Consider the following 26,028-nt stretch of genomic DNA (forward strand, 5'->3'; position numbering starts at 1 on the left):
CTGATATCAGTGAGTTGGATGGGTGAGTGGATTCAAGCTGCGAGGCATCACGGCTCGCCCTGCCCGATCGCTTCCTTGCGCTTGGCCATGTAAGCCTCCAGCGCCTCGCGCACGGCGATATCCATCACCGGCTCGACATAGTCCTCCAGCGCCTTCTTCCACAGTCGCGTCGCGCGCGCCGTGGCGTCGAGCCCGCCGGCCTCCTGCCAGGCCTCGTAATTCTGCCAGTTGGACAGCATCGGCTGGTAGAAGGCGGTGGCGTAGCGCTCCAGCGTGTGCAGTTCGCCGAAGAAATGCCCTCCGGTCGGCACCGCGCCCAGCGCCTCGACGGCAAGTTCCGCCTCGTTGACCTCGATCGGGCGCAGAAACTCCATCATGTGCTGGATCATCTCGACGTCGATGATGAGTTTTTCGAACGACGCCGTCAGCCCGCCCTCCTGCCAGCCGGCGGCGTGGTAGACGAGATTGCCATGGCCGAGCACCGCGCCCCACAGCGCCATCAGCGTCTCATAGGCGCCTTGCGCATCGGCGGCGTTGGAAGCCGAGCCCGGCGTCGTGCGGTACGGAAGCCCGTAGCGCCGCGCCAGTTGCCCCGACGCTATGTTGGCCTTGGTATTCTCGGGCGTGCCGAAGGCCGGCGCGCCCGACTTCATGTCGACATTGGAGGTGAAGGCGCCATACATCACCGGCGCGCCGGGCCGCACCAGCTGCGTCAGCACGACGCCGAACAGCGCCTCGGCATTCTGCTGCGCCAGCGCCCCGGCCAGCGTCACCGGGCTCATCGCTCCCATCAGCGTGAACGGCGTCACCGCCACCGACTGGCCGAACTCGGCCATCGTCATCAGCCCTTCGGCCATCATCTCGTCGAAGCGGCGCGGCGAGTTGACCGAGATGATGGTGGTGATGCCGGGATCGTCGCGCATCTGGTCGAGCGTCAGCCCACGTGCGATGGCCATCATCTCGATGCCGTCCAGTGCCCTGCCCCGGCCTATCGCCGAGACATGGAAACTCTTGTCGGTGAGCGTCAGGTTGGTGAAATAGGTGTCGAGATGGCGGGAGTTGGCCGGCAGTTCCACCGGCGCGCAGACCTGGTTGCCGAGCATGTGGATGCAGTTGAAATGCTGCGCCAGCCGGGTGAGATCCGAATAATCGCGCAAATTGCCGGCGCGGCGGCCGCGCTCCATGTCGTGCACATTGGGCGGCCCGGCAACGAGCGTGAAATTGATGGTGTTGCCGCCGAGATGAACCGCGTTGGCCGGGTTGCGCGGCGTCAACACATAGCTGGACTGGGTGGTCTTCAGCGCGTCTTCGACCAGGCCGCGATCAATACGGACATTCGCCGAGGCATGATCGACGCTGGCGCCTGCCTTCTCGAACAGCGACAGTGCGCGCGGGCTCATCACCTCGATGCCGAAATTCTCCAAGATGTGCATCGAAGCCTGGTGGATCTGCTCGATCTGGTCGGGCGAGAGCATGGCCATCGGCGGATAGGGATTTGTCACCCGCCTGAGCGGCAGTTGCGGGATGGCCGACGGGCCCCTGTTGCTGGTGCGCTCGGCGCCGCGTTTGCGTCTTGGTTCGTTCATGCCTGGCATCAAAGCCCCGGCAACCCGGGCAAGCTGTCAGAAATACGCCGTTTGCGGGCGTGATTTTAGCCACGGCGGCATTTCTGCAATATCTGTTTAGAAAAAGCGACAAAATATGTCGGATTGCAGGCGCGGGATTTCCTGAAGGGACTGCTCCGGCCAAGCGTTAACGGACGCTGCAAGATTCCCTTTATGATTTCGGCCTATTGCTCTGCCAATGCGTAGTTCGAGTTTTAGTAAAATTGGTGCGGTTTGCGTGCTGCTGGCGCTTTCGGCCTGCGCCACGCCGCCCAATCACATCAACAATGTCTGCGCCGTCTTCGACCAGAATGACGGCTGGTTCGACAACTGGCAGTCGGCCGCCGAGCGCACCCAGCAGAAATACGGCATCCCTGTTCCCGTGCTGATGGCGACGGTGCGCAAGGAATCCGGCTTCAAGAGCAATGCCCGGCCGCCGCGCACCAAGCTGCTCGGCTTCATTCCGTGGAAGCATGTCTCGACGGCCACCGGCTTCTCGCAGGCACTGGACGGCACCTGGTCGCAATATCAGCGTGAGACCGGCAACTGGGCAGCGCGGCGGACGAAATTCGCCGATGCGGTCGATTTCGTCGGCTGGTATCATTCCAAGACCGCTGACACGTACGGCGTCGCCCGCAACGACACCTACAATCTCTACCTTGCCTACTATCTCGGCTGGACCGCCTATGGCCGCGGCAACCGCGGCGACGCCGGAGTGCAGGGCTATGCCCGCGCCACCGAAAAGATGTCGCGGGACTATGCGCAGCAACTGAGCGAGTGCGGCAACTGAACGCTCCGCATCACTGATCTCGACCTTCCGACCGTCAGCTCGGCTTTTTGCCGCGCGGACGCTTCGGTGGGGTGGCAGTCGGGCCTGTATCCGTCACATGCGGCGCGTCTTCCGGCACACCCTCATTTGCCGCGTGTTCCTTGTCGAACTTGATCACCGGCTCCATCTTGGCCAGCACGTCGTCGGAGAGCCAGCACAGGCTCATATGGCCGTCGCCGAGATGCTTGACCGGCGGCACCTTGGTCTCGCACAGATTGTCCGGCACCAGCTTCTTGTAGCCGCAGCGGGTCTGGAACGGACAGCCCGACGGCGGGTTCATCGCCGACGGAATGTCACCTTCCAGCACGATGTGCCGCTTGACCACGCTGGTATCGGCGATCGGGATCGCCGATAGCAGTGCCTCGGTATAGGGGTGATAGGGCGGCGCGAAGATCTGGTCGGTCGTGCCTTGCTCGACGATATAGCCGAGATACATGACGACGACGCGGTCGGCGATGTAGCGCACGACGGACAGATCGTGGCTGATGAACAGCATCGTCGTCTTGTTCTTGCGCTGGATGTCCATCAGCAGTTCGGTTACCGCCGCCTGCACCGACACGTCGAGCGCCGACACCGGTTCGTCGGCCACCACCACCTTGGCGTCGCCGGCAAAGGCCCGCGCCACGCCGATACGCTGCTTCTGGCCGCCCGAAAGCTGGCGCGGCTTGCGGGTCTCGAACGCCCTTGGCAGCTTCACCAGGTCGAGCAGTTCCAGCATGCGCTTGCGGCGATCGGCAACCGTCTTGCCGACATTGAACTTCTCCAGCGTACGGATGATCTGCGAACCGACCGAGTGGCTGGGATTGAGCGTGTCGAACGGGTTCTGGAACACCATCTGTATCGACGATACGGTTTCGACGCTGCGTTTCTCGATACCGGTCGACTGGATTTCCTTATTGCCCAGCGTCACCGTGCCGGCACTTGCCGTCTCCAGCCCGAGCAGCACCTTGGCCAGCGTCGACTTTCCGCAGCCGGATTCGCCGACGATGGCGACTGTCTCGGATTCGCGCGCCATGAACGAGATCGTCTCGTTGGCCTTGACAACGCGGCCCTCGCTCGAGCCGAACACCTCGCTGCCGCCGACCTTGTAGTATTTTCTGAGGTCTTCGATCTTGAGCACCGGTGCGCCGGGCACGACGCGCTCATTGACTTTCTTGGCGCCGGGCGGCAGCGCTTCCCAGTCGATCTCGTTGAAGCGCACGCAGCGCGAGAAATGGCCTTCGTGCCCAGCGACCTCGATCATCGGGATTTCGGCGGCGTTGCAGACGCCCTCGACGAAATGGTGGCAGCGCGGGCCGAAATTGCAGCCCTTGGGCCGCTCATGCGGCAGCGGCAATTGTCCGGGGATGGAGATCAGCGGCCGTGAATTCTTATCGGCGCCCGGCAGCGGGATCGAGCGGAACAGCCCTTGCGTATAGGGATGGCGCATCCGGTCGAACACGTCCTTGATCTTGCCGGTCTCGACCGCTTCGCCCGAATACATCACCGTGATGCGGTCGCAGGTTTCCAGGATCAGGCCGAGATTGTGCGAGACAAAGATCATCGATGTGCCGAACTTCTCGCCGAGCCCCTTGACCAGGTCGACAATGCCCGCCTCGACCGTCACGTCGAGCGCCGTCGTCGGTTCGTCGAGCAAAAGCAGCGCCGGCTTCGACAGCAGCGCCATGGCAATGACGATGCGCTGCTGCTGGCCACCCGAAAGCTGGTGCGGATAGGAGCGCATCATGCGCTCGGGATCGGGCAGCTTGACCGAGCGCACCATGTCGAGTGCGCGCTTGTAGGCCTCTTCCTTCGACACCTTGTCGTGGATCAGCGGCACTTCCATCAATTGCTGGCCGACCTTCATCGCCGGGTTGAGGCTCGCCATCGGCTCCTGGTAGATCATCGCGATCTTGTTGCCGCGAATGGAGCGCAACTCCTCGTCGGAGAGCTCGCCCATGTCCTTGCCCTGGAACTTGATCTTGCCGCCGACGATCTTCCCGATGTTGGACAGGTCGCGCATGATGCCGAGCGACACGGTCGACTTGCCGCAGCCGGATTCGCCGACGATACCCATCGCCTCGCCCGGCATCACAGTGCAGGAAAAATCCATGACGGCCGGGATCTCGCCCTTGCGGGTGAAGAAGGAGATCGACAGGTTCTCGATCTCGATGATAGGCCCATTGGCCGGCTTGGCGGGATTTCGAACTGCCTCGTTCATGGGTCGCTCCAATCCAATTTTACCAGATGCGGGCCGAAGCCCGTCAATCAATCTTTCATCGATTGTTCGCGCAGCGAGTCGGCGAGCAGGTTCAAGCCCAGCACGAACGACATCAGCGCGATCGTCGGCGGCAGCGCCGGATGGATGAAGGAACGCAGCAGGCGGCTCGCGTCCTTGATCGCGGTGCCCCAGTCTGGACTTTCCGGCGCCAGGCCAAGGCCGAAATAACCGAGCGTGCCGAGCAGGATCGTGGTGTAGCCGATACGCAGGCAGGCATCGACGATCAGCGGACCGCGCGCATTGGGCAGGATCTCCCACAGCATGATGTACCAGGGCGATTCACCGCGCGTCTGCGCCGCCGCCACATAGTCGCGCGTCTTGATGTCCATCACCAGGCCACGCACGATGCGGAACACGCCGGGGCTGGAGGCGAACACCACCGCCACGAAGATGTTGAGCTGGTTGGGATCGATATGGACGATGTGCAGCGGGTCCCTGTCGAACACAAGGCCGAGGTAGATCCAGCCGCCGAGGATCAGGGTGATGCCGAGCAGGATATAGAGTCGGTCGGGCCGGTTCTTGTAGCGCGTCCAGAACAGCACGCTGAAGAAGATGATCGGGAACAGGAAGAAGACGCCGGCCATGCCATAGGGGATCGGCGTGTCCATGATGCCCGGCGTCACCAGCAGGTAGAACAGCAGGATCACCGGGAAGGCGAGCACCAAATTGGCCAGGAACGACAGCACGGTGTCGATCTTGCCGCCATAGTAGCCGGCCGGCAGCCCGAGCGTGATGCCGACCATCAGCGCGAAGCCGGTTGCGGCAGGTGCGATGATCAGCACGATCTGGCTGCCATAGACCATGCGCGAAAACACGTCGCGCGCCAGCTTGTCGCCGCCGAACAGATAGGTCAGCCCCGATTGCGGTTCGACGGCGCCCGGCAGCACATCCTTCATGATGGGAATCTGGGCCAGCGGATCGAAGGGCGAGATGGTCGCGGCGAAGATCGCCGTGAACAGCCAGAACAGACAGATGCCGACGCCGACGATACCGACGCCGCTGTCGAAGAGCTGGCCGTAGAGCGCCAGCTTCTTCTTGTAGGCGAAGCTCGTCCCCATGACGATGACGAGCGCGATCCAGACCGGCCAGAAGCGCGACAGCACTTCGAGAACGACGGTGAAGCCACTGATATATTGAACCGGCATCCGCTTCGCCCCCTACTGAACTCTGATACGCGGATTGAGAAACGCGTAGCCGACATCCGAAATGAGCTGCGTGATCAAGACGATGAACACCGAGACCAGCGAGCAGCCGAGCAAAAGGTCGATGTCGTTGTTACCGGCCGCCTCGACCAGCGTGTAGCCGAACCCCTGGTAGCGGAACATCACCTCGACGATGACGACGCCGGTGAGCAGCCAGGGAAACTGCAGCATGATGACGGTGAACGGCGCGATCAGCGCGTTGCGCAACGCATGTTTGACCACCACGCTGCCGAAGGAGAGACCCTTCAATCGAGCGGTGCGGATATATTGCTGCGTCATCACTTCGACCATCGAAGCGCGCGTCATGCGGGCGATGTAGCCGATGCCGTAGATCGCCAGCGTCATCACCGGAAGCGTGAAATTGTAGAAAGTGATGCCCTGGCTGGCCGAGGCCGCCGAGCCGTTCAGCCAGCCGAGCCATGAGGCGAAGATGACGGTGAAGATGACGCCCGACACATATTCAGGCGTCGCCGTCGAGGCGATCGAGGCCACCGACAGCACGCGGTCGGTTCGCGACCCCTCGCGCATGCCGGCGAGAATGCCGATCAGCAGCGAGATCGGCACCATCACCGCCAGCACCCAGAACATCAGGATGCCGGTGGCGCCGAGCGCGGGAAACAGTTTCGAGGCGACGGTTGCCTTGAACTTGGTCGAGCAGCCGAAGTCGCCTTCGAGAACACCGGAGAAGGTCGACACGAGCGGGTCGTTGCAGAAGGAGAAACGCTGCGCCGGCTTGCCGGTCGCCGGGTCGGTCACCGGCTGCTTGGGCACGAGGCCCAGCCACTGCCCATAGCGGACAAAGAAGTTCTGCCGGTAGCCATGGTTGACCAGCCAGCTCTCGAGCTGCTCGGCCGACGTGTGCATTTCGGTCTGGCTGATCGCCAGCTTCTTCAGATTGGGTTCGAGGTTGATCAGGAAGAAGACGACCATGGTCAGGCACAGCATCGTCAATGCCATGGTGCCAAGACGCCTGATAACGAAGGAAAGCATGGCGGCCCCCTGCCGATGGGTTGGGGTTTGAGCCGGCTATGAAAACCAACCCTGCCGTGACCGGCGGGGCTGGCTGTCAAACAGGCCTTCGGATGCGATCAACCCTGTTTTTGTTGCATGACCTTGCCCGCGAGTCCGCAACTTTTTTGAGAAAGCGCGGACCAACAGGGACGGACGATGCAACGGGCGAGGGAAAGGGGCGACGCCCCTTCCCCATGTCGATGCGATCAAGCCTGGTCGAGCCAGACCTTGCCGTAGTCGCGCTCGAAGGTCGGGTGCATCTTGTAGTTCTGCACCGCCTTGACCGAGTGGCTGTAGAGCTTGCGCCAGTACGGCTGGATCAGGATGCCGGAATCCTGCAGGATCTGCTCGATGTCCTTCATCATTTCCTTGCGCTTGGCGGCGTCTGCAACGGCGAGCGCCGCATTGAGCTTGGCATCCCAGTCCGGATTCGACCAGCCGGCCTCATTCCAGGCCTCGCCGGTGCGGTAGGCGATGGCCAGGACCTGAACGCCGAGGGGGCGCATGTTCCAGTTGGTCATCGACAGCGGATACTTCGTCCAGTCGTTCCAGAACGTCGAACCCGGCAGAACGGTGCGCTTAACCTTGATACCGGCGTCGCGCAGCTGGGCGGCGATCGCATCGCCGGTGTTCTTGTGCCAATCCTCGTCGACGGTGATCAGCTCGTGTTCGAAGTCGGCCTGGCCGGCTTCCGCCATCAGCGCCTTCGCCTTGGCCGGATCACGGGCAATCTTGGGCAGCTCGTAATATTCCGGATGGATCGAGCAGACATGGTGGTTTTCGGCGACCGAGCCGGCATTGCCGTAGCCAAGCTGGAGGACGACATTGTTGTCGACGCCAAGCTGCAGCGCGTTGCGCACCTTTTGGTCGCCATAGGGCTTGTTGTTGACGTTGGTGCGGCAGACGATGGTCGACGCCGTGACGATCTCCGACTTGACCAGGTCCATGCCGTCGAGGATCGACACGTAGTCGGCCGAGGTCTCGAAATTGGTGTGCACTTCGCCGGCTTCGAAAGCACTGACCATGGCCGCCGGATCGGTGCCGTAGTCGATGAATTCCAGGCCATCGAGGAACACTTCGCCGTCCCACCACTTGTCGTCGGTGCGGCGCTTATAGACCACTTTCTGGCCGACATCGTAGGAGACGAGTTCGAACGGGCCGGTGCCGATCGGGCAGGATTTGAAATCGCCGCCCTTCTCGTCGAAGCTCTTGTGGACGATCAGGCCGGGGTAGTCGCACATGTTCGGGATCAGCGCGATGTCAGGCTTGGTGAGCTTCAGCACCACCGTGTGATCGTCAGGCATGGTCACGGCGCTTTCGTCGAGCTTGTCGTCCTTGACCAGCGAGCCGAGACGGCCAGGCATCGAATTGCCTTCGGCTTTCTTGTCGGCCCAACGCTTGAGGTTGAAGACGACGTCGGCGGCGGTGAAGGCATCGCCATTCGACCAGGTGACGCCCTTGCGCACGTGCAGCGTGTACTGCGTGGCGTCGTCGTTGACGTCCCAGCTCTCCAGCAGATAGGGGCGGAACGTGTATTCGGATGTGTACTTGACCAACGGCTCGAGCGCCTGGCGCTCGGCATTGGCGATTTCAGACCAGTCGGCCTTGCGCGGGTCCTTGGGATCCTTGATCCACTGGGCGATCTTCAGCGTGCCGCCCTTCTTGCCCTTCACCTCTTCGGCCTTCGCCGGCGTCGGATCGGCGAGGCCGAGCAAGCCGTAAGCCATTGCCGTCGACGCACCGAAGACGCTGGCCATGGCCAGGAATTCGCGGCGATCGACCTTGCCTGCCTTGGCTTCTTCGGCCATGGCCAGGATGTGGTCCGGAACGCGATCGCCGTTACTCTTGTAAATTGTCATGACTTAACTCCCATTGTTGGCTTTCCGCCTTTTAACATTCCGCATCCAGGCCATGATGTCAAAGACGACATGGATTGGGAACATGTTAGGGAATGTGCAACTTTGAAGAGGGAGCGGTTCGCGTGATAACGACAGTCTTGGCGCAAAATTGCTACTGCCCGCCGGATTCCTCTGGAATCTCGATAGTCGATTAAACTGAGACATTTACTGGGGCTCGGACAGCGCCAGCATCGAGCCACCATGGGGCCAAAAATTCCGCTTAAGTATCAGTATTCCTTCTCGTAGAAGATGCCGCCCTTGGCTTCGCCGGCATCGTTGGCCTCGCCGCGCAGCTTGACGCCGCGCCCGACATTGAGGTCGATCGTCGCCTTGCCCGAGCCCGGCTTGTCGCCCTTCTGGATCGTCACATAGGTGCGGTCGTTGAGATACTTTCCGGCCGAAACCGCCGTGCCGCCCTTGTCGTCGGTGGTGACGTCGAGATCGTCGACGCCGATGGCGCTGCGCAGATTCTCGAGCAGCGAGGTCGAACCGCCGACGCCGGCCAGTTGCCCGGCCGCTTCGGCGAGCTGGGCGATCTGCAACGGCGACAGGTTCGACATCGAGCGGCCAAAGATCAATTGCGCCAGCACCTCGTCCTCGGGCAATGCCGGCACCGAGGAGAAGGTGAATTTCGGATTGGTCGCCTCGCCCGACACCACGATGGTGACGGTGGCGCTGGTGGTCGTCGTGGTTGCCGTCAGGTTGAGATAGGGCACCAGCGAGCCGGAGAAGCCGACCGTGCCTTCGGTGAAGGTCAGCCGCTTGCCGAGGATCGACAGCCGTCCGCGCTGCAGGGTGAAGGTGCCGACCGCTTGCGGCGACGAGGCCGGGCCGGTCAGCTTGAGCGAGCCGCCGAGTTCGGCATCGACGCCCCTGCCCTGGATGAAGATCTGGTTCGGCGCGTTGACCGTGACATCAAGCGCGAGGCCGGTGCCGCCGCCCTTGCCGCTGGTCGTCGGCGGCCGCAGTGCCTTGTCCTGCGCCTTGACCGCGCCTGGCGCGTTCTTGTGCTTGACGTCGAGCGCCGCCAGCGAGCCAGGCAATTTATCTGGAACGGTGATCACGGTCTTGGCAAGGTTGACGGTGCCGGCAATGACAGGTGCGGATGTCAGCGGTCCCTTGATCGTCAGGTCGCCGCCGAGATTGGCGGTCACCACCCTTCCGTCCGTATAGCGGCCGTCGACCAGCTTGATCGACAGGTCGGCCGGGAAACCCTGCGCCGGGTTGATCCCGACCGTGCCGCTGGCCGACAGGCTGCCGCGCGTCGACAGCGTTCCCGTCAGCCGGTTGATCCTGGCGACGCCGCCGGCGATCGAGACATCGGCGGCAAGATCGTTGACCGCGAGACCCGAGCGCGCATCGACCAGGCGCGCACCGGAGGTGCTCACGCTGCCGCCGATGACAGGCGATGTCGCGGGACCGCGCACCTGCACGTTGACATTGGCCGTGCCCGATAGCGACAAGCCTTGCGCGGCAAGCTTCTGGCTGAGCAGGCCGAAGGGCACGGCGCCATTGAAGTCGAGCGCCAGCGCCGGCGTGCCTGCCGTCGTTACGGTACCACCGCCCTTGAGACCGAGGCCGGCTCCATCGCTGACATTGGCATTGAATGTCAGCTTGTTGCCGGCAAAGGTGCCCGACGAGGAAACACTGACCGCACCGACACCAGCACCTCGGGTCTGCGATGTCTGCACCCCGGCCGCATCGATGTTGAAGGCGACGGCGGGATTCGCCGGCGCACCCGTCACCTTGACCGTGCCCGAAATCGAGCCGGCGGCGTCGAGCCCCGGCGAGAAACTGTTGGCGAGCGACATCGGCACCCGCGCCAGCGTCGCGTTGATGTCGAGCGCCGTGCCGACCTTGCCGGTCACCGTCGCCGTGCCGCCGCCAAGGTTGAGCACCAGCCGGTCCAGCGTCGTCGTGCCATTGGCGATGCTGACGGTCGAGGCCTGGGCAATGGCTGCCTTGATGCCCTGAACGGTCGCCTGGCCGGATGCAAGCTCGATGGTTGTCGTGCCGTTGGCCACTTTCACCCGGCCCGCGGCCTGCGCCGGAATGCCCTTGACGGTTGCGCCGCCGGAGAAGCCGGTCCAGTCACCGTCACGCGTCAAATCGACATCGATGCCGCTGATCACGGTGCCGCCCGACGTGACGGTGTTGGCGCGGATCTTTCCGGAGATCACGGGTACTGCCAGATAGTTGGCGACCAGTGCATCGATAGAGACGGCTTTCGCCTGCAGGTCGCCGCGCGTAATCGATGCTGTCGCCGCCTTGATGGCGACCTGCGGTGCGGTGCCGTTCTTCGAGAAAGCAATCGTGCCGCGCACGTCGCCTTCGGCCTTTTCCAGCGCCAGTGCCGCCAACGGGCCAATATCGGGCAGGTCGAGCGCGATCGTGCCGACTGGAACGAACTTCTCATCCAGCGCCAGATCGCCGGAAATCCTGTTCTTGCCCAGTGACAGCAGCAGGCCGTTGATGGCGCTCTTGCCGTCCGCCGTCGCCAGCACCGCGCTACCTTGCAGCGCCTGGCCGGCGACATTGCCGGTCAGCTGCACATTCGCCGCCGGGTTGGCGGCATCAGCCTTGCCGGTGGCGGTCAGCTTCAGCCCGGTGATCTCGCGCGATGCCACCAGCAGCCTGTCGCTGTCCACCGTCAGTGACAGATCGGGCGCCGCAGCTGGCCCCTGTGCGTTCAGCGCAAAGGCGATGGCGCCCTTGGCATCCTTCGACAGCAGCGAGATGTCGCTCAGCACACCCTTGATGTCGGCGGCGACCTTGTTGTCAGCAAGGCTCGCCTGCCCGTCGGCAGTCAGCGCGCCCGAGGTCAGCTTCAATCCGCCTATATCGATACTGCCGTTGGGGTCGCGCTTCAGCGTGGCACTGATCTGCGCGCGTTCGCCAAGCATGCCGCGCGCCGCCGCCGGCAAGGCCGATGATGGGGCATCCGCCTTCAGGTTGAGGTCTATAGCGCCGTCACGCAGCGACACCTGGCCCGCGACCTGGCTGTTCAGCGCATCACTCTTGAGAGAGCCGCTATCGATGGCGACCGCGTCGGCTGTCAGCCGGGCACTAAGTGCGGCCGTGACCTTGCCAGCGATCAGCGGTGCGATCGCGGGATTGTCGAGACCGACCTTGTCCACCGACACCGTGCCGGAAACCGGCCCTGCACGGTTCTTGAGATCGAACGCATCCGAATGCAATGCCAAGGCAAGCCCGTCTACCTTCGCCGGGCTGGTGGTGATCGAGGGTAGGATCGCAGACACATCCAGGCGGGCCCGCGTGCTCTCGCCCGCCACCTTTGCCGACAAGGACTGGATCTCGATCTTGACCGGGCTCTCGGCGCTGCCGACAGTCAGGGGCAGGCTGGGGCCGGATGAGATGAGATCGAGCGCAAAATCGCTGGCGCCGTTCGGATTGAGGGTGCCGGTCGCCTTGCCGGAAATCTTGTCGCCGGTCAGCGTCGCTTGATCGAGCACAACGCCGCCGGCCATGGTGTAGCTGCCTGCCGCGTCGACGGCCAGCGCCCCGAGCCCCGCCTGGCGGGTCTGACTGGTTTCGACGCCAGCCAGCTGCGCGTTGAAACGGACGTCGGGGGCGGCCGCCGACCCGGTCACCTGCGCCGTGCCGCCAAGCGTGCCCACGGCATCGAGGCCGGGCGAGAAATCATTGGCCAGCGCCGCCGGCAGTGCCGAAAATTGCGCCGCGAGGTCGAGCGTCTGGCCGGCAGTGCCCGACAGCGTCACCGAACCGCCGCCGATATCGAGCGCCAGTCTTTCGATGCTGGCCGTGCCTTTGGCGATGCTTAGCGTCGAGACTTGAGCGATTGCTGCCTTGATGCCGCGAACAGTGGCTGCGCCCGAGGCTATCTCGACGCTCGTCGTGCCGTCGGCGATCTTCACCCGGCCGGCAGCGGTTGCCGGAATGCCAGCTATGGTGGCGCCGCCCGTGAAATTGGTCCAGTCGCCGTCGCGCTTCAGGTCGACGCCGATGCCACCGATTTCGGTGGTCCCCGAGGTGACGCTGTCGGCCTTGATCGAACCAGCGATCGCCGGCGCCTTGATATAATTGGCAATGAGCGCATTGACGGTGATGGCCTTGGCCGTCACCTCGCCGCGCGCGATCGACGTGCTCTTCGCGTCGATGGCGACGGAGGGCGCGTCGCCCTCCTTGGCAAAGCGGATGGTGCCGTCGATGTCGCCCGTCACCGCCTGGCCGGCCAGTGCGGCCAGCTGATCGATGGCGGGCGCGTCGAGCGTCAGCGTGCCGAGCGGCATGTACTTGTCGTCCAGCGCGAGATCGCCCGAGACCTTGTTGTCGCCCAGCGAGACCAGGAAGCCATTGATCGAACGCTTGCCTTCGCTCGTCACCAGCGCCGCCTTGATGTCGAGCGGCTGGTCGTGGACGGTACCGGTCAGCGAGACATTGGCTGCGGGGCTGGCAATGTCGGCCTTGCCGCTCGCCGTCAGCTTGATGGTCTTCACCGTGCGGCCCGAGGCGGTCAGGCTGTCGCTGTCGGCGGAGACCGTGAAATCCGGCGCCGTCATCGCGCCGCTTGCCGACAGCGCGAAGTCGATACCGCCGGCAACCGGCACGCCGACCATCGGCGACAGAACCGAAACATCGCCCAGTTTGCCCTTGATGTCGGCCTGGATGTCGGTGCCTTGCATGCTGGCCGTGCCGGCGGCGCTGAGCGTGCCGGACGTGAACTCGATCGAATTGGCGGCGAAGGATCCCTGCGGATCGCGGGCCGCGCTGGCCGAGAATTTCACCCGGGCGCCGAGCACCGAGGCGATCTGCGGCGGAAAGGCCGTCGCCACGGCATCCGCGTTCATCTTCAGCTGCATCGACAGGTCGGCAAGCGCCACGGTGGCTGTCAGCGAGGCGTTGACCGCATCGGAGCGCAATGTGCCCTGGTCGATGGCAATGGCATCCTTGCTGACCGATCCGGCCAGAGCGACATCGACCTTGCCGGTGATCAAGGGCGCCAGCGTCGCCACGTCGGTCTTGAGACCACCCGCCTCCAGCTTGACGGTGACCGGCCCGGCGCGGTTCTGGATGTCGAAACCGTCGGAATGGATCTGCGCCGCCAGATCGTCCAGCCGCGTGCCGCCGGCGACGATCGAAACGAAGGACGCGCCGATGTCGATGATCGGCGCCTTGCCGTCGCCGAAGGCGCGGGCGGTGGCTTTGTTGATCGCCAGCGTGATCGGCTGCGCCTTGCTGCCGACGCTGATCACCACAGGTGGGCCCTTGGCGGCGAGTTCGACCGAGAGATCGCTGGCGCCGGCAGGATCGACGATGCCGGTAGCGGTGCCGTGCACCGCATCGCTGTCGACGTTGGCCCGGTCGACACTGACACCACCGGCGGTCGTTGCTGTACCCGCGACATCGAAGCTGGTCTTGCCGGCAAACAGCGGCTTCAAATTCTCCGGCAGGAAGCGGGCGAAATCGCCGTCGCCCTTGGCCTCGATGTGATTTCCCTTGTCGGTCAACTGATGGCGGCCCGTCAGCTGGGTGACGATCTTGCCGTCGACTGTGAACGTGCCGATGCCGTTCCAGTTGGCGAGCGGTCCCGTGCCCGAGACAATTATGTCGACCGGTGGCGCATCGGGCAGCTTGAGCAGATTGGCGATGATGCCGCCTGCCGGCTCCGAGGCCTTCAGGTCGAGGTCGAGCCTGTTGTCTGCCGGCGCAAAATGGATTTTGGCGTCGACATTGCCTTGCTTGCCGTCATGGCGGGTGACGTTGAGCGTCGTCTCGACCGCCAGCGGCGCGGCATCGGCCTTCAGCATCCCCTTGGCGGCAAGTTCGGCGATGCCGCTGCCGGCAAGGTCTTGCCCCAGTGCGATCTCGGGCAGGTCGATCTGCTTGATATCGAATGAAACCGGCAGCGTCGTCGTGCCGCTGCTCTGCGCTGGTTGCGTGCTGGCCACCGGCAACCGGGCGAGTTCTATGCGCTCGGCCGCGATGCGGTCGGCACTGAAGTTCTTCGACAGCAGCGCCAGCGGCGACCAGTCGATGGCCACCTTGCGGGCCACCAGCCAGGCACCATCGCGGTCCTCCAGCACGACATGGTCGACACTGAGGGCCCCGGACCAGATGCCGTCTATGCCGCTGATCGTGATCTTGCGGTCGTCGCTCGAGGCCAGCCGCGAAATGATACCGGCGAGATTGTCGCGGCCGCGCTCGGTCTTGGTCAGCACAACCAGCGCGCCGATCGCTCCCGCGACCACAATGAGCAGCGTGTAGAGGACAATACGAAGGATGCGCCAGACCGTCTTCATCGCTCAGAACGCCTGCCCGATGCCGGCATAGATGCCAAAATGCGGGTCGCCCGGATCGCGGTTGAGCGGCACGGCCGCGTCGATGCGCAGCGGCCCGAACGGCGTGACATAGCGCAGGCCGACGCCGGCGCCGACCTTGACGTCGGAGAAATCGGGGATCGATTTGGTCGACACGGTGCCGGCATCGACGAACGGCACGATGCCGATCGTGTCGGTGATGGCGATACGCATCTCGACCGAGGTTTCGAAGAAGGACAGACCGCCGATCGGCTGGCCGGTGAAATCCTTGGGGCCGATGCCCTGATAGGCGTAGCCACGCACCGAACCGCCGCCGCCGGAATAGAAGCGCCGGTCGGCCGGCACGTGTTCGAGGCTGGTGCCGACGATCGAACCGATGGCGACACGTTCGGCCAGTACGAACTTCGAAGCCGAATCCATCGACTGATAGGCCGATCCCTCGCCCTTCAGCTTGAGGAAGGCAGCACCGCTCAAAATGTCGTAGCTGGGCTCGGCATAGGCCAGCACCCGGAAGCCGCTGGTCGGGTTCAGCCGGTTGTCTCTGTTGTCGTAGACATATTGCAGCGGAATGCTGGCGATCAGATATTTGTGCTTGCCGAAGGCGTCGTGGATCCGGGAATAGTCGAGCGCCACTTCCGCCGAAACAGTCTGCTTCTTGGTCAGTTCGTAGGACAGGCCGGTGCTGCCTTTGATCGAGAAATGGTCATAGGCATCAGGATGTTCGAGCACGGTCTTGACGCTGGCGAAGAACTTCGATGCCGGCCCGATCACACCGGGCTTTTCGAACATGATGCCGGCATTGTAGTTGAGCTCGCTGAGATCATTGCTGCCGATGCCGCTGATCTTGCCGTCGATGCGCAGCTTCTCGGCTCGCCCGAACAGGTTACGGTGGCCCCAATAGCCTTCCAGGCCCAGCCCCTCGGTGTTGGAGAAGGTGCCGCCGACGCCGAAATAGCGCGGTTTGCGCTCGCTGACCTGGACGCCGATCGGAATGTTGCCATCGGCATCGAGCTTGTCGGCTTCCTTGAACGTCACGCTGTTGAAGACCTCGAGCGCCAGCAGCCGGTCGCGCGCGTCGCTGATCTCTTGCGGCGAGTACTGCCGGCCACGCTTGAGGCCGGTCATGTATTCGGTGAAGTCGCGATCGACCTTCTCGGTGCCTTCCACAGTGGTGTCGCCATAGCCGGCGACCGGCCCGGCGGCGACCGTCAGCGTCACGTCAAGCGTCGAAGTGGCGTGGTCGGCGACGATCTGCCTGTCCGTCACCTTGGCCAGCGGCCTGCCCTCCTCCTTCAGCGCCCGCACGATCAGCGCCTCGGCCTTGAGCACGGCGCCCGAACCGGCGTCGCCGCCGGCGATCAGGCCATAATCGGCGCTCATCAGCCCAGCTGCGTCGCCCTCAAGGTGGATATTGCCCAAAGTGAATTTCGGCCCGCTGACAATGTCGATGGCCACCGGAACCGGCTGCGGCCCCTTGAATTCGGCATCCGGCGGCAAATCGTCAAGCGGCTTGCCGTCGATGGTGACGGTGACCACGCCTTCGTAGCGGGCGTCGGCATAGAGCGCGGCGACCAGTTGTTCGCGGTCGCTGCGTGCCTTGGCCATCAGTCCGAGTGAGCCGGAAACCGGACGCTCCTCGTCACTTTTCAGGGCCGAGGCGTTTTCGAGCTTCTTGACCAGATCCTTGTCGGCGTCGGGGGCATTGATGGTGACGGCATAGCGCAGCGGATCGACGATGTCGGCATCCTCGTCGCTGGACGATCCCCACAGCTTGATGCCAAAAAGCTCGAAAGCCGCCGCCGGCCGCGATTCGGCGAGCAGCGCGGTCGAGCACATCATGGCCAAAAGCAGGGCGCGCGGAAGCGCACGCCCTGGCGCGCGACCTCCTGACATCTGCTCTTCATGCGCCGGCATTAAGACAACCTAGGTTATAAAACTAAAATTGGAATGAAGTTCTGAAGCGCTCGTAAAGGGGCCACAATCCAATTGTCTGAAATAGGGCGGGCTTGGAATTCACACCTTTTGCGTCGCCGCAAGAAAGCGTGATCACCTGTCCTATGGAGGTACTACCGGCCATCGGCCGGAAAGGAAACCGTTGGCAGGCGGAACCCTGCCGCGTCCCTGCGTTGACAAGCTTGACTGAAGCTTGATCATGCCTGGACGTTAGCAGTGTCTGGAGGGTGTTATGGCAATGCGCGCGGCTCGTGGTCTGTCGATCCTGATTCTTCTGTTTTTTGCCTGGGCCAATGTCTTAGCCTGGGGTGGTGTCGCGCAAGCGGCTGAGGCTCGACGAATCGCGACGACAGACAATTCCGATTATTTCGGCTTCGATCTCAGGTCCGACCAGAATGTCACGCTCGACCAGTGCAAGACGACATGTCTGGGCGACCCGGCCTGCCGCGCCTTCACCTACAACAACAAAGCCAAATGGTGCTTCCTCAAATCCGACTACAACCAGCTGAAGCCGTTCAACGGCGCGGTCGCCGGCAAGGTCGTCAACCTCGATGGCGATCCCGACATCGGCGCGCCGCCGGAACTCGCCTTCTTCCCCAACTGGATGGCCGATCAGGCCCAGCAGTACCGCAACAAGCTGCTCGGCCCGGCCTATGACAAGCCGACCGAAGGCATGGCCGCCTTGATGAACGCTGCCGAGCAGGCTGTGCTGACCGGCGACCATCGCTCCGCCATGCTGAAATACGAAGCCGCGGTCTCGGTGCTGCCCGACGATGGCCAGCTCTGGCTCAACCTGGCGCGTGAAACGCTGGCCGTGCAGCCCGCCGCCAACACCTCCGACGCCTCCACTTTGCCGGCAAACGGCACTTCGGCTGCTTTCAACGCCTACAAGCTGTTGCGCACCACCAAGACGCGCGCCGACGTGCTGGCGCTGCTCGGCAACGGCCTCGACAAGCGCGATCTCTACCGGCCGGCGCTGCAGGCCTATGAAGCCAGCCTTGCCCTGAACCCTTCACCGGCGGTCCAGGCCGACTATGCCGATCTGAAGGCGCGCAAGGGTTTCCGCGTCATCGACCACACCGTCGATGCCGACACCAGCGCGCCGCGCATCTGCGCGCAATTCTCCGAGGATCTGGTCAAGACCGGCGTCGACTACGCGCAGTTCGTCACCGTCGACAACGCGCCGCCCAAGGGCGTCGAGGCCAAGGACAAGCAGATCTGCGTCGAAGGGCTGGAGCACGGCCAGCATTATGACGTCACCTTCCGCGCCGGCTTGCCGGCGGCCATCGGCGAGGTGACCGCGGCTCCCGTGGTGCTGTCGATCTATGTCCAGGACCGCGCACCGTCCGCCCGCTTCACCGGCGACAGCTTCGTGCTGCCGGCCGGCGCGCGCCGCGGTATCCCGGTCGTCACCGTCAACATGAACGCCGCCGAGATGAAGCTCTACCGCATCGGCGACCGCTCGCTGGCCCAGCTTCTGTCGGGCTACCAGTTCCTGCACCAGCTCGACAGCTATGACATCTCCAACATTTCCGAGCAGATGGGCGCGCCGGTCTGGCAAGGCCAGCTCGACATCGCCAATGATCTCAACAAGGAGGTCACCACCTCCTTCCCGGTCGACGAGGCGGTGCCGCAGCGCAAGCCCGGCGTCTATGTGCTGACCGCCCAGGCCGTCAACGACAAGAGCGACGACTACAATTCGATGGCCACGCAATGGTTCGTCGTCTCCGACATCGGCCTGTCGACCTATACCGGCCAGGACGGGTTGAATGTCTTTGCCCGTTCGCTGGGCAGTGCCAAGCCGATAGCAGGCGCCGAACTGACCCTGGTTGCCAGGAACAATGAGGTTCTCGGCACGGCGACATCGGATGCCGACGGCCACGCCGTCTTCAACCCCGGCCTGACGCGCGGCGACGGCGGCATGGTGCCGGCCGTGCTGATGGCCAAGCAGGGCGACAATGACTTCGTCTTCCTCGACATGGGCCGGGCCGGCTTCGACCTGTCCGACCGCGGCGTCACCGGGCGCGCAGCGCCCGGTGCGCTTGACGTCTATGCCTGGACCGAACGCGGCATCTATCGCGCCGGCGAGGATGTTCATGTCGCGGCGCTTGCCCGCGACGGCGCCGCCAAGGCGGTCGAAAACCTGCCGCTGACCTTCATCTTCTCGCGCCCCGACGGCGTCGAGGACCGCCGCATCGTCAGCGACGGCGCCTCGGCCGGCGGCCATGCCGTCGACCTGCCGCTCGCACCCAACGCCATGCGCGGCACCTGGTCGGTGTCGATCTACACCGATCCCAAGCAGCCGGCGGTGGCGAGCCAGATGTTCCTGGTCGAGGATTTCGTGCCGGATCGCATTGAATTCGACATGAAGGCCGACAAGCAGGAGATCGCCCAAGGCGAAACCGCCGACATCAACATTGACGGCCGCTTCCTCTATGGCGCGCCGGCGGCAGGCCTGGCGCTGGAAGGCGAGTTGACGCTGTCGACGTCGCGCGACTGGGACCGTTTCCAAGGGTTCTCCTTCGGTCTCGCCGACGAACAGTCGGCCGAACCCACGGTCACCCCCCTCGCCGATCTGCCGGTGGTTGGCGATGACGGCAAGGTGACCTTCCCGGTCTCCGTCGACCAACTGCCCTCGACCACCAAGCTGGTCGACGCCAAGGTGACGGTCAGGATGCGCGAAACCGGTGGCCGCGCCATCGAGCGTTCGCTCAACATCGGCATCCGCCCGCAAGGCCATATGATCGGCATCCGCCCGGATTTCGCCGACAATGAAGTGCCGCAGGGCGGCACAGCCAAGTTCAGCCTGATCGCCGTCGATCCCGACGGCAAGCGCGAGGCGCTGAAAGGCGCGCAGTGGACGCTGGTCAAGGTCGAACGCAATTACCAGTGGTACCGCTCCAACAATTCCTGGAATTACGAGCCGGTCACCTTCACCAAGTCGATCGCCAACGGCCAGGTCGACCTCAACGCCGAAGGCGACGCAACCGTCTCCGTGCCGGTCGACTGGGGCCAGTACCGGCTCGAGGTCGAGACATCGGATCCCGAGGGACCGGCGACCAGCTACGAGTTCGATGCCGGCTGGTATGTTTCGTCGACCACCACAGAAACGCCTGACGGCCTCGAGATCGCCCTCGACAAGGACACCTATGCCGCCGGCGAAGTGGCCAAGCTGAAAGTCTCGCCGCACTTTGCCGGCGAACTTCTCATCAACATCGGTTCCGACAAGCTGTTGAAGACCGTCACGGCGTCGGTGCCGGCCGGCGGCAGCACCGTCGACATTCCGGTCGGCGACGACTGGGGCGCCGGCGCCTATGTCACCGCAACCCTGTTCCGGCCCGGCGATGCGCAGGAGACGCGCATGCCGGCGCGCGCCATCGGTGTGAAATGGCTGAAGGTCGATCCGGGCTCCAAGAAGCTCGCCATCACCTTGACGCCGCCCGACAAGACCATGCCGCGCCAGCAGCTGTCGATCCCGGTTTCCGTGGCCGGCGTGCAGCCGGGCAGCAATGCCTATGTCATGGTTGCCGCCGTCGATGTCGGCATTCTCAACCTGACCAACTACAAGGCACCGGATCCGGAGGACTGGTTCTTCGGCCAGCGCATGCTGGGCATGGAAATCCGAGACATCTACGGTCGCCTGATCGACGGCTCGCTGGGCAACACCGGCAAGCTCAGAACCGGCGGCGACGGCGCCAACATGCAGGCGCAAGGCAGCCCGCCGACCGAAAAGCTGGTCGCGTTCTTCTCCGGTCCCGTCGAGCTCGATGCCGACGGCAAGGCGCGGATCGACTTCGACATTCCGCAGTTCAACGGCACCGTGCGCGTCATGGCCGTCGCCTGGACCAAGGAAGCGGTCGGCCATGCCCAGTCCGACGTGATCGTGCGCGATCCCGTCGTGATCACCGCCGGCCTGCCGCGTTTCATGGCGCCTGGCGACGCCGCCGTCATGCGCCTCGATGTCGCCGACACCGACGGTCCTGCCGGCGACTACGCCTTCTCGATCGAAACGACGGGCGACCTGTCGACGGGCGACAAGCCCCTGCCCCAGAAACTCACGCTCGCCCAGGGCAAGCGCCAGACGCTGACCGTGCCGCTGATCGCGCAGACGGCCGGCAATGCCTCGCTTACCATCAAGCTCGCCCATGCCGACGGCACCAAGGTCGAGCAGACGCTCTACGTGCCGGTGCGCCCGGCGCAATTGCCGGTCACCACCCGCCTGGTGGTCGACCTCAAGGGCAATGGCGGCGCGCTGCGCGTCGACAAGGAACTGCTGGCGGCAAGCCTGCTCGACGGCGCCTCCGTCAGCGTCGGCGTTTCGCAGGCCGCCGCCTTCGACGTGCCGTCGCTGCTGATGACGCTCGACCGCTACCCCTATGGTTGCGCCGAGCAGACCACCAGCCGCGCCATGCCGCTTCTCTACGTCAATGAATTAGCATCCGGCATCGGCATGGCCAGCGACCCCGACATCCATGGCCGCATCCAGGATGCCATCTACAAGGTTCTGAGCTACCAGGCCTCGGCCGGCAGCTTCGGCCTGTGGGGCCCGGGCTCCGGCGATCTGTGGCTCGATGCCTATGTCACCGACTTCCTGACCAGGGCGCGCGAGCAGAAATACGACGTGCCGAGCCTGGCCATGAACCAGGCGCTGAGCAATCTGCAGAACTCGCTCGGCTACGACCAGAGCGTCCAGGACCGTGGCAGCGAGATCGCCTACGCCCTCTACGTTCTGGCCCGCAACAAGAAGGCCTCGATCGGCGATCTGCGCTACTACGCGGATACCCAGCTCGAAGCTTTCTCGAGCCCGATGGCCGTTGCCCAGCTGGCGGCGAGCCTGGCGCTCTACGGCGATACGCCGCGTGCGGAATCGACGTTCAAGACTGCCCTGCAGCTGGCCAAGTCGACCACCGACTACGACTACTACCGCTCCGACTACGGTTCGCGGCTGCGTGACGGCGCGGCGATGCTGGCGCTGGCGGCGGAATCCAAGCCGGTGCCGACGATCGTGCCAGAGCTGGTCAAGCTGGTGACCAGGGAACGCGCCGAAGCCCGCTGGACCAGCACCCAGGACGAGTCCTGGATGCTGCTGGCGGCCCGCGCGCTGAAGGAAGGCAATGATACGATCACGCTGACCGTCAACAGCGCGCCGCATTCCGGTGGCTATTCCAACCAGGTCGAAGGTTCTGACCTGGTTGACAGCCCGCTGACCATCGCCAACACCGGCAAGACCCCGCTGCAGGCCGTCGTCACCACGGTGGCGTCGCCGACCCAGCCCCTGCCGGCCGGCGGCGACGGCTTCACCATCAGCCGCACCTACTACAAGCTTGATGGCACCGAAGCCAATGTCACCGAGGCGACGCAGAACGAACGCTATGTCGTCGTGCTCAAGGTCAACGAGCAGAACACATGGCCATCGCGCCTGCTGGTCACCGACCTGTTGCCGGCCGGCTTCGAGATCGACAATCCTGGCCTGGTCTCCAGCGCCCAGTTGACGAACTTCTCGTGGCTGGCGCAGACCGATGCGGCCCATCTCGAATTCCGCGACGACCGTTTCGTCGCGGCGTTCAACCCGGCCGACGGCGACCACGACCACAATTTGACCCTCGCCTATGTCGTGCGCGCGGTGACACCTGGCACCTACGCCCATCCGGCGGCAACGGTGGAGGACATGTACCGGCCGCAATACTCGGCCCGCACCGCCACCGGCATGATGGAGATCAAGGCGCCGTAAGGCGCCGGTGGTAACGATCATGCAAATGGCGATTGCGCTAGCGACAGCTCCCCTCTCCCCGTCACTACACGGGGGGAAGGTGCCGGCAGGCGGATGAGGGGCAGCACCATGCTCTCCAAAAAAATCCTGCGCCGGGCAGCCATTACGGGCGTCTCCCTCGCTGGCGTTGCGGTGATCACCGCAGCCAGTCTCTGGGAACTCGACCGCGCCTTCCCGCCCCCGCTTCCGGCCGAACTCACGGTCTCGACCGAAGTCCAGGATCGCGATGGCCAGCTGTTGCGCGCCTTCGCCACGCCGGACGGCTACTGGCGGCTGGAGACCCGTCTCGACCAGGTCGACAAGCAATTCGTCGACATACTGGTCACCTATGAGGACAAGCGTTTCTGGGACCATGAGGGTGTCGACGTGCTGGCGCTGGCGCGGGCCGCCGGCCAGTTCGCCACCAGCGGCCACATCGTCTCCGGTGGCTCGACCCTGTCCATGCAGCTCGCCCGGCTGATCGAGCCGCGCGAAAGCCGCAGCCTCGGGTCCAAGATCAAGCAGATGCTGCGCGCCATCCAGATCGAGCGGCGATTGTCGAAACGCGAGATCCTCGAACGCTACCTGACGCTGGCGCCTTATGGCGGCAATCTGGAAGGCGTGCGCGCCGCCTCGCTCGCCTATTTCGGCAAGGAGCCGAAGCGGCTCACCGTCTCCGAATCCGCCCTTCTCGTCGCCTTGCCGCAACTGCCGGAAAAGCGCCGACCCGACCGCAATTTGAAGATCGCCCACGCCGCCCGCGACCGGGTGCTGACCCGCATGGTGTCTTCCGGCCTGCTCGGCGAGCGCGAGGCCGCGCGTGCCGCCCTCGACGATGTGGCGGGCCTGCGCCGCACGCTGCCGGCGCTCGCCGCACACGCCGCCTATGCGATGCTGCCCAAGGCCGTTCCCGGCCAGCCCGTACAACTGACGATCCGCAAGAGCGTCCAGGAAGGGCTGGAGCAGGTGGCGAGGGACGCCGCCACAAAGCTTGGGCCTCGCCTGTCGGTCGCCATGGTGCTGGCCGACTCCCGCACCGGCGACATCCTCGGTGAAGTCGGCTCGGCCAATTTCTTCGACGCCAGCCGCTCCGGCTGGATCGACATGACCAAGATCGTCCGCTCGCCCGGCTCGACGCTCAAGCCGTTCATCTACGGTCTTGCCTTCGAACAGGGCCTGGTGGCGCAGGAGACGCTGATCGACGACAGCCCCGTCGATTTCTCAGGCTATCGGCCGAAGAATTTCGACATGGGCTATCAGGGCGATGTCAGCATCCGGCAAGCGCTGCAACTGTCGCTCAACGTGCCGGCAATCCGCGTGCTCGATGCAGTCGGACCAACGCGGCTGATGGCGCGCTTCCGCCAGGCCGGGGTAAACCCCATACTGCCGGTCAACAAGGCGCCGGGCCTGGCCATCGGCCTTGGCGGCGTAGGCGTCACGCTGCGCGACCTCGTCCAGCTCTACACAGGGCTCGCCAATGGCGGCAAGACGCACACGCTGCATGACGGCACCGAGCCGGCCAATGTCGAGCGCACCAGCGCCACCATCCTTGACGGTCAGGCCAACTGGCAGATCATCGACATATTGTCGGGCGTCAAGCCGCCCGAGGGTGCCTTGCAGCGCGGCATTGCCTACAAGACCGGCACCTCCTACGGCTACCGCGACGCGTGGTCGGTCGGCTTCGATGGCCGCTATGTGCTGGGTGTCTGGGTCGGCCGCCCCGACGCTGGTGCGGTGCCGGGCCTGTCCGGCTATGTCTCGGCCGCCCCCATCCTCTTCGAGGGTTTTGTCCGCTCGGGCTTGGCCACCGTTCCATTGCCGGGCAAGCCGCCCGGCGTGTTCAGCCCGAGGCGTGAGGACCTGCCGGTGACGCTCGCCCGCTTCGGGGCCGGGTCGGACGGACTGGTGCAGGCGACAGTAACCGAACCCGCACCGACCATCATCTTCCCGCCCGACGGCGCCCGCGTCGATCTCGGCACCAACTCGGCCGACGCCTCGCCGCTGGTGCTGAAGCTGCAAGGCGGCCGTGCGCCGTTCCGCTGGCTGGCCAATGGCAAGCCACTCACCGGCATCGACCGTCGCCGCACCGCGACCTGGCAACCTGACGGCGCCGGCTATTCGACGCTGACGGTCATCGACGCCGCGGGACGTGCGGCCAGCGTCAAGGTGTTCGTCGAGTGAAAGTGTCCGTTGAATAGAATGCGCCAGGTGATTCAGCGCATTGGCTTTTGCGCGCTGATGCTTGCAGCTTCCGTTCCGCCGGCCCATGCCGACGCCCTGCCCGCCGGCTTTGTCCGGCTCGCCGATGTCGACCCCTCGATCCGCCAGGACATCCGCTACGCCGGATCGGACAATTTTCTGCATCGCAGGGTGAATGGCTATGACGCGCCGGCCTGCATCCTCACCGAGCAGGCGGCAAAGGCACTGTCCGCCGTCCGGAAGACGCTCGCCGCCAGAAACCTGACGCTGGTCGTATTCGATTGCTACCGCCCTGCCCGCGCCGTCACCGACATGGGCGAGTGGACGAAACAGGGTGGACCGCCCGATCCGCAATGGTATCCGAAGGTCGAGCGCAGTGACCTGATCGCCAAGGGCTATGTCGGAGAACTATCGACCCATTCACGTGGCTCGACCGTCGACGTCGCCATCGCCCGAACGGACCGCAGGTCCAGTCCGAACCCAGCCTGCGGTGCAGTCGATGCCGACACGCTCGATTTCGGCACCGGCTTCGACTGCTTTGACCCGATGAGCGAAACCGCCCACCGCGGCCTCGCCAGTGAGGTGGCGGCCAACCGCAAGATACTTGTCGATGCCATGCGCGCCGGTGACTTCAAGAACTATGCGCGGGAATGGTGGCACTTCACGCTGACAAAGGAACCGTTCGCCAAGGAGCGTTTCTACTTTCCCATCACCGCCGATTGAGGCGCCGGACTAAATTCTACACGGCCTTGCCGCGGCACCACCCATTTCTAAATAGGCTGAGTGGCCGGCATGGATTCTTCCCGGGGACGCAGGAGGAAAATATTTCTCCATACGATGAAATATCGTCGAACATTTTCTCAAGAGGGGCAAAAAAGGCAACATTGAATGCATCTAATTTCTATCAATTCGGTAGATTTGGCGCGGGTTCAACGGAGGCAGAAATGACCAAACCTCATTTCAGGAAACTGCTCGGCGCACTGGTCGCCACATCTGTTCTATCAGGCACGCTCGGTTTCGCGTT

Annotated in this window: 11 protein-coding genes; 4 read left to right on the plus strand and 7 right to left on the minus strand. The window is 64.1% G+C overall.

The window, feature by feature from the left end:
• Positions 1–47 precede the first annotated feature (47 nt).
• Positions 48–1,586: a trimethylamine methyltransferase family protein gene (locus C8D77_RS23500; RefSeq protein ID WP_146211798.1), complete on the minus strand. Its 1,539-nt coding sequence runs from the start codon at positions 1,584–1,586 to the stop codon at positions 48–50.
• Between the two features lie 217 nt (positions 1,587–1,803).
• On the opposite strand from C8D77_RS23500, the gene C8D77_RS23505 reads away from it, so the two are divergent.
• Positions 1,804–2,394: a transglycosylase SLT domain-containing protein gene (locus tag C8D77_RS23505; RefSeq protein WP_109668413.1), complete on the plus strand. Its 591-nt coding sequence runs from the start codon at positions 1,804–1,806 to the stop codon at positions 2,392–2,394.
• 34 nt (positions 2,395–2,428) lie between these two features.
• Here the strand turns inward: C8D77_RS23505 and C8D77_RS23510 are convergent, their stop codons facing one another.
• The 6 genes from C8D77_RS23510 to C8D77_RS23535 all read right to left on the minus strand — a co-directional run bounded on the left by C8D77_RS23510 (position 2,429) and on the right by C8D77_RS23535 (position 17,017).
• Positions 2,429–4,633, minus strand: coding sequence for a dipeptide ABC transporter ATP-binding protein (locus tag C8D77_RS23510; protein ID WP_109668415.1), 2,205 nt, complete (start codon positions 4,631–4,633; stop codon positions 2,429–2,431).
• A 47-nt stretch (positions 4,634–4,680) separates the two neighbouring features.
• On the minus strand, positions 4,681–5,838 hold the full coding sequence (locus tag C8D77_RS23515; protein ID WP_109668417.1) for an ABC transporter permease: 1,158 nt from the start codon (positions 5,836–5,838) through the stop codon (positions 4,681–4,683).
• Between the two features lie 12 nt (positions 5,839–5,850).
• On the minus strand, positions 5,851–6,885 hold the full coding sequence (locus tag C8D77_RS23520) for an ABC transporter permease (RefSeq protein ID WP_109668419.1): 1,035 nt from the start codon (positions 6,883–6,885) through the stop codon (positions 5,851–5,853).
• Between the two features lie 227 nt (positions 6,886–7,112).
• Entirely contained in the window at positions 7,113–8,765 is a 1,653-nt protein-coding gene (locus C8D77_RS23525) for an ABC transporter substrate-binding protein (protein WP_109668422.1), read from the minus strand.
• Positions 8,766–9,031: 266 nt separating this feature from the next.
• Positions 9,032–15,085: a translocation/assembly module TamB domain-containing protein gene (locus C8D77_RS23530; RefSeq protein WP_109668425.1), complete on the minus strand. Its 6,054-nt coding sequence runs from the start codon at positions 15,083–15,085 to the stop codon at positions 9,032–9,034.
• A gap of 3 nt (positions 15,086–15,088) precedes the next feature.
• Positions 15,089–17,017, minus strand: a complete 1,929-nt coding sequence (locus C8D77_RS23535) for an autotransporter assembly complex protein TamA (protein WP_109668427.1) — start codon at positions 17,015–17,017, stop codon at positions 15,089–15,091.
• Positions 17,018–17,288: 271 nt separating this feature from the next.
• Here C8D77_RS23535 and C8D77_RS23540 point away from each other — a divergent pair, with 271 nt between their 5' ends.
• The 3 genes from C8D77_RS23540 (at position 17,289) to C8D77_RS23550 (ending at position 25,727) form a co-directional block, all read left to right on the plus strand.
• Complete coding sequence (locus tag C8D77_RS23540; protein ID WP_109668430.1) at positions 17,289–22,787, plus strand: alpha-2-macroglobulin family protein; 5,499 nt, start codon at positions 17,289–17,291, stop codon at positions 22,785–22,787.
• A 108-nt stretch (positions 22,788–22,895) separates the two neighbouring features.
• Positions 22,896–24,986, plus strand: a complete 2,091-nt coding sequence (gene pbpC, locus C8D77_RS23545; protein ID WP_245951859.1) for a penicillin-binding protein 1C — start codon at positions 22,896–22,898, stop codon at positions 24,984–24,986.
• Positions 24,987–25,004: 18 nt separating this feature from the next.
• Positions 25,005–25,727, plus strand: a complete 723-nt coding sequence (locus C8D77_RS23550; RefSeq protein ID WP_109668434.1) for a M15 family metallopeptidase — start codon at positions 25,005–25,007, stop codon at positions 25,725–25,727.
• Positions 25,728–26,028: the final 301 nt, after the last annotated feature.

The sequence above is a fragment of the Mesorhizobium loti genome (assembly GCF_003148495.1).
GTDB lineage: Bacteria > Pseudomonadota > Alphaproteobacteria > Rhizobiales > Rhizobiaceae > Mesorhizobium > Mesorhizobium loti.